Consider the following 17,141-nt stretch of genomic DNA (forward strand, 5'->3'; position numbering starts at 1 on the left):
TAAACAATATAATAAATAACACGCGTGTTACATTCCCAAATAAAAAGAGAGGAGTTGAAGTTTTACATTCTCTATATTATACTTCCATGATTGATCTCTTATTCTTTTATGCCGGTTTAATGATAAAACAGTCAATAAATTTTCAGTTAAAGCATTCATTATCAAATCTTTTTTACCTTCAATATATTCTACCGAAATATAGCATTCATCTTCGAGCATTTCTTTAAGTCCTGTCGTATCAGTACCAACCAAAGGAATGCCATAAGCCATCATTTCAATTGCCACATAGCTACATTGTTCATGGAAAGAAGCCATAACTCCGACATCAGAAATTTGATAAAAGACTGATAAAAGCTCCTTATCTACTTTCCCGGCAAACGTTATCTTCCCAAAACAATCCCGACATAAAGGCAAATATTTATCATAATTCCCATCTCCCACCAGTAACAAATGGGCATCAGGCAATTTTTCCCGAATTCCTTTGAAAGCTTGAATGATTAAACTGACTCCTTTTATCTCATCCAATCTCCCGACAAAAAGTATTACTTTTTCATCCTTTCCAAATGCCATCTTACGCTTTTCATTCTCACATTCCTGCTCGTTCAGCAGCGTATCAGGCAGACGAATACCATTAACCATAGACACTATTTTAGAATCAGGAATCTTATATTCATTATTTAGTAGCTTATAAGTGTATTGTGAGAGACAAATCACTTTATCTACGCCATTAAGAAAAGATTTATCCTGCAGAAAATCCATATAAATCATTTGTTCAAAATCATTTCTTTCATCTTTTTCGCCATATATAATCTCACGAAATAACAAGGTGTTACCTTTCAAAAGGAGACACCAATTAAAATAATGTATCGTCAGAATAATAGATGCCTCTGGGAATCGAGATTTAATACACCTAGCCAAAGAAGCATGATGTAAATAATTGAAATGAAAAATACAACCAATCTTTTCATCAACAAACAAGGACAATAAATAAGCTACATTACGATTATATCTATCAGTATAAGTATTGTAGAGGAAGCTGCTTATTTGAGGAAATTTCAAATACCTTATATTATCTTGTTTCACTAGTGTAACTTCTTTTTCATCAGAATCCAGTTCTACCACCGTGAGATACAAAGATGCAGTTTGGCAAAGGCACGTTATAAGTTGGTTTATATAAGTACCTATACCATAGCTGGCAGCTCTATTTCTTGTATTGATTAAGTAAATTTGCTTCATAGCAATAATAATTTCAATCCATTTCTCCATGATAATTCTTCCTGTTTGCCATCGACCTGCTTGTTTACAATCCGTTTTATTATATCAATATATGGATAATCAACCCGTTTCCCATTATACAAATCAAGCAACATGGCAACCCCAACAGTAGAATTATGATCGCTTATTTCCATTCTGGAGCAAGCATACATCAATTCATCAATAAAACTCTTATCAAAAGCGGTTTCCTCATTCTTTCCAATAAGGCGTAATGAAACATAGCAAGCTAAACCGGCCAAACCTGTTTCAAAAGAGTAATCGGTGATACGTCTCAGATCCTTCTCCATAATCTTCTGATCGATATCAAAAAGAACTTCATTAGAATCACCTGATATAAATTTATTTGCCAACAAATATTCTATACCCCAAGCAATGCCGCACAGTCCGGATTCAAACCCCCAAATCATCTCCGTATGCATATCATCAAAGATTTCATCCAATATTTCACCTCCAAAATCTTCAAATAAGGTATTTTCTGTATACCGTGCATAGTGAAAGAAAAAAAGTACGAGTCCCATTCGACCATATACAATACTTGAGTCTGTATTAAAACTGCCAAACATTAATTGATGATTGGCTATCCGACTTAACAATAAATCTTTATCTTCCATATTTATTTCCGATTTCTCCAAGATGCTACATCATCTGTTAGCTCCTTAGTATCCATGTTACAAATTCTGATTAACTCCAAACGACTGTTGGAAGCAAGCTGCCTATTAAAAAAGCGAGAGTTATCTCCTCTTGGATGCCACAAATGATATAAAGGGCCTTCGGTATTCACACCTACAGGATAACCCAATATTTCCATTCGCCGGACCCGTTCGGCATCCTCAGGTCCCCAACCATAAAAATGTTCGTTCTCTCCGCCACATTTCAAGTAGACCTCCCTATTCACAAAGAAAAGTCCGCCACAGGAAGGGCGCCCAAGCCACCGCCTATAAGAAGCTGAGTGTAGCTGCAAATGTTCTAAGATAGAGTCAGCTCTCAAGCTTGCAACAGTCTGTTCTTCTGACAAAAACAGGACAGTTTGATCATAGGGAATCACCATTGCCGCCTTCCCATTCATAATCATATCCAATGATTCGTCTATCTGCTTATAAGGAAGTATCATTTCGGCATCCCATACAGCAACAACAGGAGTTGTGCATCTTTTCAATAGCCTATTTAAATAATGTGTACGATAAAAGACAGGGTCTTCGTCATACACAAAACAGAAATCAACATTCTCAAAGTCTTTCCATGTCGTATAAAGATTCTCCCTGTCTGCTTCCAAAACAAGCACCCGGATACCTGTAGGCTGTAGATAACGGAGCACAGCGTCCATATTGCGCTGACGTTCGGAGCTATCGACCCGAAGCGTGGTTATTATTGTTATTTGTTCTGTGTTTTCCATGAGATAGATACCTTTTTATTAATACAATTTCTATAACACTCAAAATGCAGCATGCCAGTCGCACCAGAAGGTCCATTCCGGTTCATCCAGTTGCATCTTATCTCTTCTATGTTTTTTAAGTATTTCCCTAGCTAGTTTATAGCCGTACCATCTGCCGGCTAGTTCTTCACCGAATGGTCCTGAAGCATTTGGAAAGAAATCCGTAAATTTCATTCCTCGTTGGTTTGAAGTGAGTTCTAATTGTTCTTTTGCGTATCTACAATCTATTGCTGTTTGCGCAGTCCAATGATGTTCAGGAATATTAAAATAGAAGTCGCGTTTACTTAATACGGTAAGGGTTTGTTGGTCTACCAACTTAAATCTTCTATATCCTAATTGATACAAGCGTTCCAGAGTCTCCAGTTCCTTGCCCATCGCAATGGTTTCATTCTCTCCCAGGCATTCTGTCTCCACTGATATATATGGAGGCTTTTCATCACTATTTTCTATTGTTTGCAATGCAATAATATCATTTCCTTCTATATCTATTTTGCAATAAAAAGGCATTCCATATTCTCTGAATAGGTCATCCAGCCGTTTTGACCGAACCTTTTTCTTTAGTGTTTTATTTCCCTGCCTGGAAGCGACCGCACCATTGGTCGAGTTCCAAAGAGTATTTTGACTAATAAAGAAATTTATATCTTTATCACTCTCATTCGTTATCGCATAATTAAGCAGGATAAGCCTGCCGTTATCAATATACTCTTTAAAAGAGCTTTTACCTTCTTCTATCAGTTCAATATCTGCATCTACAGCCACTACGTTATAACCTTTCAACAGATAAAAAAGAGTATCTTCGCCTTTATGAAATCCAATGTCATAGATTAACTCTTCCATGTTATTTTGTTTATCATCTTGTCCACTTTCGTCTTATAGAATCCTGTCACACGCAGTTCGAGTAGCCAGTCGAGAAGGTCATTTACATCATTTCCCGGTCCATCCAGTTTTCGGTCCATCCAGTCGATCAAGTAAATCAAATTTTCTTTTAGTTCGATGCTAGAATAGGTATCGCCCCTTTGCCAGCTTGGACGCAGGCGCATCAGTATATAGCGTCCCAAGCCTAAAATGCCATTATCTAACCCCAGTTCACTGATTGGTTCGTAATTAATTGCATATAGAACACACTGGTCTACTTCGACAAGAATCTCATCGGCATCCCCTTCCAGAAAACCGGATTGGATCAGATATTCTATTCCCCAGCCGATGCCACACAGTCCATCCGCAAAAGTGAGAGGTATTTCTAAAGAAAGTTCTTCTAAAAGCTTATCCAACAAGTCGCCGGCAATTTCTTCATAGTACACATCACCAGAACAACGAGCACAGTGAAAAAAGAAAATCACAGCACGCATCTTACCGTGCGCCAATCCCAATGATGAATAAAAGTCATTATTCAAAATGTTGGTAACTGAATATCTATGCAATAGTTCCTGATCTTCCATATTCTTATTTTGTTTGTATGTATTCAGACTTCTTTATTGGGAGAGCAATAGGATAAAACGCAAACAGAATATGGATTGCAGATAATGACATCCAAAGATGTTACTTGTCTTATGTCTTGTGCTTCTTTCATAATGTTTGTGTATTAGTTTTAATACGCTAAATATAAAAATAAAAAATGAATATACTGCTAATCATCGTATTATATTTCACGAATAAATATAATTTAACTTGATCTTTACAATTTATTCAATATACATATTGTTTTCCGCCAATCCAAGTCAGACGATGGTTTTTACTTAATGATTGATACATATAATATAATGTTCCGGATACAGATTTCAAGTTGATTTATCATTATATATCAAAGTTTTATTCTAACTTTGTGGTTTCAAATCGAATAAATAGTAAACGTTATGGAACATCAATTGACCATCTACAACACTTTAGATAGAAAAAAAGAGCTATTCGTACCGCTTCACGCACCGCATGTAGGCATGTATGTATGCGGACCGACAGTATACGGTGATGCTCACTTGGGACATGCCCGTCCCGCCATCACATTTGACGTACTCTTCCGCTATCTGACTCATTTAGGATATAAAGTACGCTATGTACGAAATATTACCGATGTCGGTCATCTAGAGCATGATGCTGACGAAGGAGAAGACAAAATAGCCAAGAAAGCCCGTCTCGAAGAATTGGAGCCTATGGAAGTTGTTCAGTATTACCTGAACCGCTATCATAAGGCAATGGAAGCACTGAATGTACTTTCTCCCAGCATCGAACCGCACGCTTCGGGTCACATTATCGAACAAATCCAGCTCGTACAGAAGATTCTGGACGCCGGATACGCTTACGAAAGCGAAGGTTCCGTCTACTTTGACGTAGCTAAATATAACAAGGATTATCATTACGGCAAACTCTCAGGGCGCAACTTGGACGACGTACTGAATACCACCCGCGACCTCGATGGACAAAGCGAAAAACGTAATCCCGCCGACTTCGCCCTCTGGAAAAAAGCGCAGCCGGAACACATCATGCGCTGGCCTTCTCCATGGAGCGACGGTTTCCCCGGATGGCATGCCGAATGTACCGCCATGGGACGCAAGTATCTGGGCGAGCACTTCGATATTCACGGAGGAGGAATGGACCTGATCTTCCCGCATCATGAATGTGAGATCGCACAGTCGGTAGCTTCGCAAGGCGATGACATGGTTCACTACTGGATGCACAACAACATGATTACCATCAACGGTACGAAGATGGGTAAATCACTCGGCAACTTCATCACGCTGGATGAATTCTTCAACGGTACTCACAAGTTGCTGGCACAAGCCTACACTCCGATGACCATCCGTTTCTTCATCCTGCAAGCTCACTATCGCAGCACTGTAGACTTCAGTAACGAAGCATTGCAAGCTTCGGAAAAAGGGCTGCAACGTTTGATAGAAGCAATCGAAGGACTCGACAAGATCACTCCGGCCGCAACAACTTCGGAAGGTATCAACGTGAAAGAGCTGCGTGCTAAATGCTACGAAGCTATGAATGACGACTTGAATACTCCTATTGTCATCGCACAGCTTTTCGAAGGTGCCCGCATCATCAATAATATCAACGCAGGAAATGCAACGATCTCCGCAGAAGATCTGAAAGACCTGAAAGAAACTTTCCACCTGTTCTGCTTCGACATCATGGGGCTGAAAGAAGAGAAAGGTTCTTCCGACGGTCGCGAAGCCGCTTATGGCAAAGTCGTTGATATGCTTCTTGAACAACGCATGAAAGCAAAAGCCAACAAAGACTGGGCTACTTCCGACGAAATCCGTAATACATTGACTGCACTCGGATTTGAAGTGAAAGATACGAAAGATGGTTTCGAATGGAGATTAAACAAGTAATTCAAGTTCTCCCTAGCAGACTGTCTCATTAATCGCATATAAAACTGAGGGTCGATTCTTCGCTGAACCGACCCTCTTTCTTTCATAGAAACACAAACATCAATACCTATTTAAATTCTCTCTTCATTTATTTTCAAGAATCATTTCCACCGGTTGTCCATGCTGACAAGTTACATCCAGTATCGTATGGGCACCTTTATATTCAAGCCTTACATTCGCCGGTGTCTCCAAGAAACTCCAGCGGCCTTTCAGCTCTATTATTTTACGAACAGGGCGGCTCGGTTCTTTTGTCGTATACGTCTTTTCCGCAATATTCAAGTTTGGGTCACAGACGCTGAGACGAATCGCCTTTTTTCCCTCTGCCGCATACATGACCATCGTTTCCGCAGGAATGGAAGCAACCACCAGCTTATCGTCAGCAGACCGGTAATCTTCAAAAACAGCATATCCGGTTATACCCGTTTTCCTGTCATAGACAATATGCGCAGTCTGATCACGTTGCCATACTTCGTATACAGGCGTTTTCTTCAGTTCATCCAAATCCGAAGCTGAAGGCTGAATCAGTACCATATATTCATAAGTAGCATTCTTCGGGGCGTTGCCATGTTCAATCCAGGCAGAAGAAAATGTTCCTTTAGTCTTTTCGCGGGTTTTCTCATGACGCGACTCCTGTTCGGCTATCTGTGAACGAAGGGTTCCGTCAACTACATGATAATAATTATCATAGCCGTCGTGCAACCAATAGTTATCCTTACCTGTCTTCTGCTCTTTGCCGTTAAATTTCGTCTGGAAGAGAGTGGTCTCCGTAGGATAGTCAGCATTGCTGTTCGTGATGCCTGTTCCGAGGCAGATCATCCGGTTATCAAAACAGAAGACGGATTTACGGGCTACAAAGTCAGGAGTAAAGTTCTCATAATCACGTTCCGTCAGTTTCATTGCAAACATTCCGTTCATGCCGCCTAAAGAGCTGCTTCCGGAAAAGTTTTCCGTAGACCGTGCCATCGTCGTACCTTTCAGGGGACTGTCCAAGAGTTCAAAAGGAAGATGAATGGTGGTCGTACCGGGCAGACGGTTCCAGTCCCATCCTTCCTGTACAAAACCACTTCCGGCACGGGAGACGGGATTTCCTTTTCCCATAATCTGTACCGATCCGTAGCTTTGATAACGTCCGTAACGATTATCTTTCGCATAGATTTCAGCACCCCATACATCTGTGGTATATCCTTTCAGTGTCACCATCCAGTCTGCACGGCGGAAAATACCTGCCGATCCATAGTTATAAACAAAAAAACCGTGGGGAGCCTGTGCAGGCTGAATACCTTCTTTTCTGAAGAAATGTGCATTCCTTGTATTCCGATCACGTATCAGACGCAAATAATCGGCGGCCAGTCCATGATCGAATGTATTTCCCTGACCGGACAAGTCTCCTGACAATGCAATATTGGCAAATGCTTCTATATCATCGCTTCCCATCTTTCCGCCAAAAGGATGGCGACCGCTAATGCCTGTCCCCCATTCGTAAAGGTTACAATAATTGCGCATGGCGAGGAAGGCAGACTTGATATGTTGCCGTGCCTCTTCCGTCAGTTCAAATCCAGTCCCGTTGGTGAGAGCGATAAATTGGCCGATGGTAGCCAGTACTCCGGTTGTATAGCCGGGATAGAAACCTCCGTGATGAAAGGTCGTTCCATCTACTTTGATACCGCCGAGAGTGCCCGGAGTATAATTCAGCGATGAAGACAACCAGCGCGACAAACCATTCAAAGCCTGTTCCTGTTCCCTTGCATCGGGGAACATCATGGCGGAGATAAACTTTGCCATCAAGAGCGTATGCCATGAATCCAGTAATTCATCCCGCTCCGGCGGACACGGTTGACGGGTCTCCTGTAAAGCAGCCCAGAAACGTAAAGTGGATAGATAGGCATCCCGGTGAGGATGTTTATAAATCGCGTCCCGCATGAGCCAGGCGGTAGTATATATTTTACGTACCTGATAGCCGTAATGATGGTTCGTCCCCATGCCGCTGCCAAAAGCGAATCCCTGATCCATTGCATAGTCGAATACGGTAAAATAGTTCTTCTTCGATGCCTCATTCTGATTGTAGAAGGCATCGTATGCAAAACCGGCAAGCATCGTTTCGATATCATTCCATGACATCTCCCCTTTCTTCTTGTCTTGCTCGTCCGGTGCTACAACAGGAGTTCCGATAAAGCCGGTTCCGGCTGCGGAGGGAGTAATGGCAGCTCTTTCAAAAGTTTTATAGGCAGCGTTGATCTGTCCTTGGGGAGCTTTCTTCACATCGAGAAATTCAGTCAGGCGTTGTTCGATTGTTTTCAAGTCCTTCTTTTGCCGAGTTGTCAGTTTAGAAAGCAAGGGGACATCATAAGACTGCTGTTCCCACTTCCATACAAGACACCAATGCCAGAGGTCACGATTGGAAAGACCGTTGTTAGCTGGCAATTGTTGGTCCGGTGTCGTGCGCAGATTCATCTTCTTTTCCGGAAAGATCAGGCGATCCAGAAAGATGCGCCCTTTACGGTCGGGAGCGACCAGACGATAAGAAACTATATTTTTATCTTTCTTATCACCGTTCATGTAGGCGAAAGATATCCAGCAAGCCCGCCAGCCTGCCGCTTGCAGATGATACGTGAACCAATAAGAGACTTCACCCGCCTTATTTAGAAACTCAAAACGGATAGAGTCCTGTTGGGGTTTCTCGTTATATATCCACAGGGTAATACCAAATTGCTGTTCCTTTTTGGCATTCAGCGATAAAGGTTCTATCTGAACGTCCAGTGTCGAGGCAGGTTGGAAATCCCATTCCAGACTGCTTTCTCCCTCTTTATAGAAAAGAGAAGAAAGTTTCACTTCACCTTTCCCCGAAACTTTGAACGTCTCGGGAACCTTTTCTTCAAACCCTATGACCTGCGCATAAGAGGACAAAGAACAAAACAAGAACAGAAATATAAAACAAACAGCTTTCATGATCATTAATTGTTTAAAGGCAGTTCTTACCACACCCGGGTGTCAGGATGCACGACACCCGGGTGTCAGCATGTATGAGATCCGGGTGTCGGTATGTATGAGACCCGGGTGTCATACAAACCGTATTAGTATACGGTATCAGTAAGGTATACGGTCCGAAAGAATCTTTTCCGTATACCACGGATCGTCGATTTCTTTCAGCATTGTTCCCATTTCACGATAAAGTTGCTCCACAACTTCCTTATTTTCATCCAAAGGCAGATTATTCAGCTGATAAGGGTCGTTTACGTCATCAAACAGCAGACTTTTCTTTAGCTGTTTCGTCTTCCGGTCGATATACAGAGCCAATGTATAGCGAGCCGTCTTAATGCCGCGCGAAGAGGGGAAATAAGATTGCACCAATCCATCCTTATCTTTCTCTCCATCCAGATTCTGAATATACAACGCACCTGCCGGACGAACAATTTCCGCCTTTTCATCGAAGAAAAAAGGTGCGAAGTTGCGTCCCTGCACCTCGGAAGGAATCGAATCCCCCAGACCGCACAAGCCGAGTACGGTAGGCATAATGTCGGGAGCAGAAAGCAACAAATCATCTACCCGGGGCTGAATCTTACCGGGGAAACGAACCAGGAACGGAATATTCATAGATTCGGAATAGGGAGAGTTCTTAGGGTCGTCCGTTCGCTGGCTGCACATTGTTTCGCCATGGTCGGAAGCAAAGATGACTACTGTATTTTTATCCAATCCCAATTGTTTCAGTGCTTCCAAAATCTGTCCGAAAGCACGGTCTACTCCGGTCACAGAAGCAAAGTAGTAACGGACGGATTCCGCTTTTTTCATATTCAGATCTACGTTTGGGCGAATCAGCAGACTGTCCAGCGGTTGATCTTTATAAAGATTGAAGTCCTGTTCTTCACAATCGTTCAGCGAACGGTATGGGCTATGCGGCGGGTTCATTCCCACCATGATGAAGAATGGCTTCTTCGTATCACGCACGTTTCCTTCATTCTTGAGATAAGAAACAACTTTGCCCGACTCATGGAGCGGTGACCATTCTTTCGGATCATGCCTCTTGCCGTCCGTATCCCAATAATGCGGGTTCTTATGTTCGTCAAACGTGCCGTACGAATACCAATAGTTGAAACCATGGCGCTGCTCTTTCGGCGTATAAGCGTCCCACACTGGACGCTGTGTTTCTACATATTGTCCCGGATTCTCCGGATCATTCGGGGTCGGGAAGTCAGCGTGAAGTTTACCGAAATAAGCACAATCATAACCAGCCTTGCTGAATACGTCGCCTATGCACTCCGCATCGTCACGCAAAGAGCTGATAGGACGTGTAGAGTTACAGTTCAAAGGTACACCACTGCGATTCGGATACATACCGGTCAGCAACATTCCACGATGGGGGCTGCTCAGCGGACAGTTGCTCTGAGCAGAAGTCAGCACCATAGATTCACGTGCGAAGGTATCTATGTTAGGAGTATGCACGGGGTCTCCCCGAAAGTTTACCTTATCTCTGAAACCTTCCTGATTCCAGAAGCCCATTGCCTGATTGCGATACTGATCAGGAAATACATAGATGATGTTTGGATGTTCCGCCTGCTCTGCCACCTGTTTGGGAGCTTTACAGCCTTGCGCTGCAAAGAGGGTCAAGCCACCCATCAATAAGTTTACTGATTTGTTTATCATGATATAAAGAATAACAGTTAATGCACCGGAAGAGACTAATATATGCACATATCCGGCTAAGTACAAGCAAGGCAGTTCTTACTTCTTTTCCAGGTCTCTTTTGCGCATCAATCCTTCCAGGAAGTAATAGTCAGCGTAGTTCAAAGGCACATCTATTTCCTGGCCGTGAGGGATACTGCCTACAGAGTGCATCAGTATAAAGTTTCCATTCGTGCCCACTTTGGCACGATAAGCCGGTGAGCCGAGGCTTTCCATAATCTTATCAGCAGTTTCCTTATAGTGATTGCCCGGCAGATAACCGTCGAGTTCGTACAGAGCAGAGGCCGTACAGGCGGCTGCCGAAGCGTCACGAGGTTCGTTCGGAATGTTCGGAGCATCGTAATCCCAGTAAGGAACGAGGTCTTCCGGCAGGTTCTTATTGGTAAAGATGAAGTTATACACCTTCTGTGCCTGATCGAGATACTTCTTGTCTTTTGTATAGCGATAGCAAGTGGTATAACCGTATAATGCCCAAGCCTGTCCGCGAGCCCATGATGATTCGTCCGCATATCCTTGTGCTGTTTGTCTCTTACGCACTTCTCCTGTTTCGGGATCGTAGTCTACCACATGATAGCAACTGTTGTCCGGGCGGAAATGGTGGGCCATCGTTGTATCCGCATGTTTCACTGCTATATTGTAAAAGGTAGAGTCACCGGAAAAAGCCGTAGCTTCAAACAGCAATTCCAGATTCATCATATTATCGATAATCACCGGACATTTCCATCCGCGTGTTCCCTGCCAGCCTTTATCGGCATCCCATGACTGGATAACGCCTGCTCCCGGACGGAAACGGGTAGACAATGATTTTGCGGCTTCTACAATCACATCCTTATATTCTTTTTTATCTGCAAAACGGTAACCGTTAAGATAACTGCACCCGATCATAAAGCCGACATCGTGATGCCACTTCAGATATTTCACAGAATCGAGGGCTTCTGTGTATTTTTCTGCCAAAGGCAACCACTTTTTATCCCCTGTCAGATTGTAAGTCAGCCACATGCTGCCCGGAAAGAAACCGGAGCACCAGTCATCAATAGGTATATAGGAGATACTACCATCTGCATTGATGGTTCTTGGATTCAGAATTTTACCGGATTTCTCGATAATGTCTGTCTGAATTGTGTTTTGTGCTACAGCGTTGTCGATGTTGTCCTGAATAAAATCGACTTCAACCTTTTTTTGTCCACCGCAACTCGTAAAGATCAGAAGCGAAAGTCCCAATGCGCTAAGAATTGTTTTCATAATACATGGATTATTTGTTAAGTTAATAATTATCTGGTGGCAAAAGTAGTACTTTCAAATAGAATAGACCGTCCCAAATAATCCAATTCAGGGACAAATTTGGTACATTTCTCCCTTGAAGGGCATATTTGCACAGATATTCCCCAAAAGCCTGCTTAATTATTTAATGTAATTGAAAATGTAATTATAATAATCTGACTAATATATAATATATTCTGGTCATTTCAAAAAAAAGGCATTCTAACTCTTCTACATTTTTATTATATTTATTTGTAATTAACCGATTGATTGTTAATTATAATTATCATCATCACACCTACATAAAGTTATGCAAACTAAATAAGAAATTACTTATTTAGTTAGCTTTGCCATGTCTTTTCTCAGTCAAACTCTTCGTTGATGAGAATCAGACATATATAGATATTTGTACTTAAATCTACAACATATTATGAGCACAACATGCCAACATCAACAAGGTGAAGGATACCTAAAACTCCTAAAGATTTAGATACATATTATGCTTATAATAAGAAAGATAGGCAAACGTTGTAAGCAATAATATTTATTGTTCGGATGCACTTTAACCATTTTATTATTTATATTTATGAAAAACCACCTAATAACAGTACTTGTCTGCTGTTTATTCTTCATCGGTTGTAAAGATGATAAAGCCAACTCTAATCAGTATGACCCATCTCAACCAGTAGTATTTACAGATTTTAGCCCTAAAGAGGGAGGTATGCGAACCCGCCTGTACATTGAAGGCAGTAACTTCGGGAATGATCCCACCAAAATTCACATTACGATCGGTGGAGAAAAAACCAAAACCATCGGAGCCGATGGAAAAAAGATTTATTGCATGGTTCCTTCCAAGGCTTTTGATGGAATAATCAATGTTCGTGTAGATGGTCCGGATGGCAAACCTATTGCAGAACATACATTTGAAGAGGAATTCAAGTACACTCCTGCAACGATCGTAGGTACCTTGCTACGTAAGGTAGACGAGGATAATAATTCTGCATTTCAAGAGGGTTCGTTCGATGAAGGAGCTTCTATTCCTTCCAATGACTGTATGGTGTTCGACCCCAAGTACAAGGATGGGGACAACCGGTTACTTTTTTCTTCAAACCATTCTGACGGTCTCCATCTAATAGACCTGACAGAACAGACTGTAAAACGTCTCTTCCCAAGAACGGGATATAGCACAATGTATTCTTTCACATTCAGTGCTGACGGAGACACGTTGCTGTTTACCGATGATCACGGTCAGGACAACACCACCCGGGCAAATATCTATTATTCTCTCCGTCGTGAAAACTTTCGACGAATTCGTCCCTACAACTATGGCAGGACAGCATATAGCTTAGTGTATATGGATGACGGAACCATCTTTTACACCACCTGGTGGGAGGGAAAAGTCTACAAAATGATACGCAATGGGGCTATTCCCAATATCGACGAGAATGCGGAGGTTGCCTTTAGCCTGAGTCAGATATCGGCAGTGGGCGGTTCACATACGATATTATTCAGGCACCCGTCCAATAAATTTATGTATATGCTTTCCGACAATTTTGGCGCAGTGTTCAGAGCCGATTATGATCCGGTGGCAAAAACATTCGGTAATCCTAGCATCATTGCCGGAAACATGAACGATAAAAGTTTCAAGGAAGGAACGGGAGGAAGCGCCCGGTTTAACAAACCACAGTTCGGTGTATTCGTAAAAAACGAGAAATACGGCGAAGGAATTGGTCCTGACAACGACCAATATGACTTCTATTTTTGTGACAGAGAAAATCACTGCATCTGGAAACTGGATCCTCATGGGGTAGCGTCTCTTGCAGCCGGACGAAGTAACGAAAACGCCGACGGCAAAATATGGGGATACGTAGACGGCAATCCATTGCATGAGGCACGTTTCAATCAGCCAGCCGGTCTTGCTTACGACCCTGATACAGATATGTTCTATATTGGAGATATTGATAATAAAGGGATTCGTTATATGACAACGGAATAATACTATTTAAAACACAAGTAAATATGAGAAATGTAATCTTACTATTTTTATTGATAGTAGGCTGGACAACTACAGTCTGCGCTCAAAATGAACAAGAGACGATTGAGGTGACGGGAATCGTCACTGATCCAAAGAACGAACCTTTAATAGGCGTGAACGTTACAGCAAGAAATATGCCCGGCTTCGGTGCGATAACAGACATAAACGGACGTTACAAGATCAAGGTTCCCAATTACTCTTACTTGATTTTTTCCTATGTGGGATTTACAAAGCAGGAAATCTTTATCAAAGACAAAAAAATCATTAACATCGTTATGGCAGAGACGAAAGAAACGGTCATTGACGAGGTTGTTGTCACAGGGACCGGTGCTCAGAAGAAGGTAACTGTGACAGGTGCCGTTACCACAGTCGACGTTTCCCAGCTACGTACTCCGACGGCAAGCATCACCAATGCTCTTGCAGGCAATGTAGCCGGTATACTCGCCCGCCAGACTTCCGGACAGCCGGGTAGCAATATTTCTGAGTTCTGGATACGCGGTATCTCCACTTTCGGTGCCGGAGGCAGTGCATTGGTGTTGGTCGATGGCTTCGAACGTGATATGAATGAAATCAATGTGGAAGATATCCAGGACTTCTCCGTGTTGAAAGATGCCTCCGCAACAGCCATTTACGGTTCACGCGGTGCAAATGGCGTTGTCTTGATCACGACCAAACGCGGCAAGGAAGGGAAGACCCGCGTCAATGCCAAAGTAGAAACCTCGTATAATACACGCACCAGAACTCCGGAATTTGTGGACGGTCCAACATATGCCCGCATGATGAACGAAGCCTTGGTTAGTCGTAGTCAGGCTCCGGCCTATAGCGAAAGCGACTTGGAACTGTTTGCAAACGGGCTGGATCAGGATCTTTTCCCGAATGTGGACTGGATGAACTTAATACTGAAAGACGGTGCCCCCACTTATCGCGCAACTGTAGACTTGACCGGAGGTGGTACGGTAGCCCGCTATTTCATTTCTGCCAGTTATGTAAATGAAGGCGGCATGTACGAGACGGATCGTGCAATGACGGACTATAACACCAATGCCAACTACCATCGCTGGAACTACCGCATGAATGTAGACATAGACCTGACAAAATCCACGCTGCTAAAAGTAGGCGTATCGGGTTCTTTGGACAAGCAGAACCTGCCGGGAAGCCAGTATCATGAAATATGGCACTCGTTAATGGGATACAGTCCCATCGCTTCTCCGGTACAGTATAGTGACGGGAAATGGGCAGCAGTCGGTAGTGAAGGACGAAGAAATCCGTGGGTACTGACCACCCAACAGGGATATCAGGAAACATGGAAGAATAAAATACAGACTACGGTTAATCTTGAACAAGATTTGAAATTTATCACAAAGGGATTAAAATTCTACGGACGTTTCGGATTCGATACATATACGGATAACGGTGACAACCGTTTCAAATGGCCGGAAAGTTGGTTAGCGGAACGGCAGCGTACCTCCGACGGAGAACTGCAATTCAGAAGAATAGAGACGCAGAAACTGATGGACGGAACGATGTATTCAAGTGGACAACGGAAGGAATACTTGGAGGCAGAGCTACACTATAACCGTACGTTTGGCGACCACATGCTAGGGGCCGTTTTAAAGTATTCTCAGGATAAGACTACCAATACATCTCACAACGGCAATACAGATAGCTACGAGAAGATTGTGCAGAGTATTCAGAATCGTCATCAGGGGTTTGCAGGACGTTTCACATACGGATGGAAATACCGCTACTTCTTTGACTTTAATTTCGGTTACAACGGCTCCGAGAACTTCGCCTCAGGTCAGCAGTTTGGATTCTTTCCCGCCTATTCTGTAGCATGGAACATCGCTGAAGAGTCAATCATCAAGAAACATCTCAAATGGCTGAATATGTTTAAGCTGCGCTACTCATATGGTAAGGTAGGTAACGACAATGTGGGAACCCGCTTCCCATACGTAGAGAAATTCGGGACATGGGATGAAGACGGTTATTATTACGGTGATATCGGCACCAGTAATTATTATTATACCGGACTGACCTATTCGAGAATTGCGTCAAGCAGCATCACTTGGGAGGTAGCCAAGAAACATGACCTCGGACTTGACTTCTCTATGTTCAATGATAAGTTCAGTGGCAGCATTGACTACTTCCACGAACAACGCAACGGTATTTATATGGTACGTAGTTACCTTCCTCAGATCATCGGTCTGAATCACATCACAACGAAACCTTATGCCAACGTGGGATCTGTCTTGTCCGAAGGTTTTGACGGTAATATCGCTTATAAACAGAGGATAGGTGAGGTAGACCTTACGGTACGTGCCAACATGACCTATAGTAAGAATGAAATCAAGGAGTATGACGAAGAGAACAGCCGCTATCCGTATAAGATGAAATACGGATTCCGTGTAGACCAGGCACGCGGCCTGATAGCCGAAGGATTGTTTAAGGATTATGAAGAAATCCGTAACAGACCCTCACAAGGTTCAGGCATCATGCCGGGAGACATCAAATACAAGGACGTAAACGGTGACGGAGTCATTAACGGAGATGACGAAGTGCCCATCGGTGCGACCACCCGCCCTAACCTGATTTACGGGTTCGGTGTATCTGCACAATGGAAAGGATTTGATATCAACGTTCACTTCCAAGGAGCCGGCAAGTCATCCTTCTTCATAGACGGATTCACCGTATATCCATTCCAAGAGAAGTCATGGGGCAATATTCTGACGGATGTAGTGGGTAACTACTGGTCGCTGGGAATCAACGAAGACCCGAATGCCAAATACCCGCGTCTGAGTTATGGAGGTAATAGCAACAACTATCGTGCTTCTACTTACTGGCTGCGAAACGGTTCGTACATCCGTTTAAAGAATGTGGAATTAGGTTACAGCATCCCCAAACGGTTTGTCAATAAACTCCATTTGGACCGTGTACGCCTCTACCTGATGGGAACGAATCTACTGACCTTCTCCGACTTTAAGCTTTGGGATCCGGAACTGGGTAGTTCCAATGGACAACAATATCCGTTATCCAGAACAGTGACCATCGGACTGACGGTAGGAATCTAAAACAATCATTAAAAGAAAAG

Annotated in this window: 11 protein-coding genes; 3 read left to right on the top strand and 8 right to left on the bottom strand. The window is 42.9% G+C overall.

Annotated elements, in window-relative coordinates; all coding sequences use genetic code 11:
- Positions 1-27: 27 nt before the first annotated feature.
- The 5 genes from DW640_RS04475 to DW640_RS04495 are packed head-to-tail and all read right to left on the bottom strand — an operon-like array spanning position 28 to position 4,146.
- Positions 28-1,266, bottom strand: a complete 1,239-nt coding sequence (locus DW640_RS04475) for a TIGR04157 family glycosyltransferase (protein ID WP_016269286.1) — start codon at positions 1,264-1,266, stop codon at positions 28-30.
- On the bottom strand, positions 1,233-1,886 hold the full coding sequence (locus tag DW640_RS04480; protein WP_117577447.1) for a hypothetical protein: 654 nt from the start codon (positions 1,884-1,886) through the stop codon (positions 1,233-1,235). Before DW640_RS04480 ends, DW640_RS04475 begins: the two co-directional genes overlap by 34 nt.
- Before the next feature lie 2 nt (positions 1,887-1,888).
- Positions 1,889-2,668: a galactosyltransferase-related protein gene (locus DW640_RS04485; protein WP_016269284.1), complete on the bottom strand. Its 780-nt coding sequence runs from the start codon at positions 2,666-2,668 to the stop codon at positions 1,889-1,891.
- Positions 2,669-2,707: 39 nt separating this feature from the next.
- Complete coding sequence (locus DW640_RS04490) at positions 2,708-3,544, bottom strand: FkbM family methyltransferase (RefSeq protein WP_016269283.1); 837 nt, start codon at positions 3,542-3,544, stop codon at positions 2,708-2,710.
- Complete coding sequence (locus tag DW640_RS04495; RefSeq protein ID WP_016269282.1) at positions 3,532-4,146, bottom strand: hypothetical protein; 615 nt, start codon at positions 4,144-4,146, stop codon at positions 3,532-3,534. Before DW640_RS04495 ends, DW640_RS04490 begins: the two co-directional genes overlap by 13 nt.
- A gap of 414 nt (positions 4,147-4,560) precedes the next feature.
- Here DW640_RS04495 and cysS point away from each other — a divergent pair, with 414 nt between their 5' ends.
- Complete coding sequence (gene cysS / locus DW640_RS04500) at positions 4,561-6,042, top strand: cysteine--tRNA ligase (protein ID WP_008762954.1); 1,482 nt, start codon at positions 4,561-4,563, stop codon at positions 6,040-6,042.
- A 123-nt stretch (positions 6,043-6,165) separates the two neighbouring features.
- Here the strand turns inward: cysS and DW640_RS04505 are convergent, their stop codons facing one another.
- From DW640_RS04505 to DW640_RS04515, 3 genes are all read right to left on the bottom strand, one after another.
- Positions 6,166-9,027: a chondroitinase family polysaccharide lyase gene (locus DW640_RS04505; protein ID WP_117577508.1), complete on the bottom strand. Its 2,862-nt coding sequence runs from the start codon at positions 9,025-9,027 to the stop codon at positions 6,166-6,168.
- 138 nt (positions 9,028-9,165) lie between these two features.
- Positions 9,166-10,716: a sulfatase gene (locus DW640_RS04510; protein ID WP_199610231.1), complete on the bottom strand. Its 1,551-nt coding sequence runs from the start codon at positions 10,714-10,716 to the stop codon at positions 9,166-9,168.
- An 81-nt stretch (positions 10,717-10,797) separates the two neighbouring features.
- Positions 10,798-12,000: a glycoside hydrolase family 88 protein gene (locus DW640_RS04515; RefSeq protein WP_016269279.1), complete on the bottom strand. Its 1,203-nt coding sequence runs from the start codon at positions 11,998-12,000 to the stop codon at positions 10,798-10,800.
- A 604-nt stretch (positions 12,001-12,604) separates the two neighbouring features.
- On the opposite strand from DW640_RS04515, the gene DW640_RS04520 reads away from it, so the two are divergent.
- Positions 12,605-14,014 carry an IPT/TIG domain-containing protein gene (locus DW640_RS04520; RefSeq protein WP_061473281.1) on the top strand — a complete coding sequence of 470 codons (1,410 nt, stop codon included), beginning with the start codon at positions 12,605-12,607 and terminating at the stop codon, positions 14,012-14,014.
- A 23-nt stretch (positions 14,015-14,037) separates the two neighbouring features.
- Complete coding sequence (locus tag DW640_RS04525; RefSeq protein ID WP_016269276.1) at positions 14,038-17,121, top strand: TonB-dependent receptor; 3,084 nt, start codon at positions 14,038-14,040, stop codon at positions 17,119-17,121.
- Positions 17,122-17,141 lie beyond the last annotated feature (20 nt).

The sequence above is a fragment of the Bacteroides sp. AM23-12 genome (assembly GCF_003434395.1).
Classification (GTDB): domain Bacteria; phylum Bacteroidota; class Bacteroidia; order Bacteroidales; family Bacteroidaceae; genus Bacteroides; species Bacteroides thetaiotaomicron.

What these genes read in the sequence shown, in the direction of transcription:
- DW640_RS04495 (WP_016269282.1), bottom strand. Translation starts at nt 4,146, where the DNA reads ATGGAAGATCAGGAACTATTGCATAGATATTCAGTTACCAACATTTTG.
- DW640_RS04490 (WP_016269283.1), bottom strand. Translation starts at nt 3,544, where the DNA reads ATGGAAGAGTTAATCTATGACATTGGATTTCATAAAGGCGAAGATACT.
- DW640_RS04525 (WP_016269276.1), top strand. Translation starts at nt 14,038, where the DNA reads ATGAGAAATGTAATCTTACTATTTTTATTGATAGTAGGCTGGACAACT.
- DW640_RS04505 (WP_117577508.1), bottom strand. Translation starts at nt 9,027, where the DNA reads ATGAAAGCTGTTTGTTTTATATTTCTGTTCTTGTTTTGTTCTTTGTCC.
- DW640_RS04520 (WP_061473281.1), top strand. Translation starts at nt 12,605, where the DNA reads ATGAAAAACCACCTAATAACAGTACTTGTCTGCTGTTTATTCTTCATC.
- DW640_RS04515 (WP_016269279.1), bottom strand. Translation starts at nt 12,000, where the DNA reads ATGAAAACAATTCTTAGCGCATTGGGACTTTCGCTTCTGATCTTTACG.
- DW640_RS04480 (WP_117577447.1), bottom strand. Translation starts at nt 1,886, where the DNA reads ATGGAAGATAAAGATTTATTGTTAAGTCGGATAGCCAATCATCAATTA.
- cysS (WP_008762954.1), top strand. Translation starts at nt 4,561, where the DNA reads ATGGAACATCAATTGACCATCTACAACACTTTAGATAGAAAAAAAGAG.
- DW640_RS04475 (WP_016269286.1), bottom strand. Translation starts at nt 1,266, where the DNA reads ATGGAGAAATGGATTGAAATTATTATTGCTATGAAGCAAATTTACTTA.
- DW640_RS04485 (WP_016269284.1), bottom strand. Translation starts at nt 2,668, where the DNA reads ATGGAAAACACAGAACAAATAACAATAATAACCACGCTTCGGGTCGAT.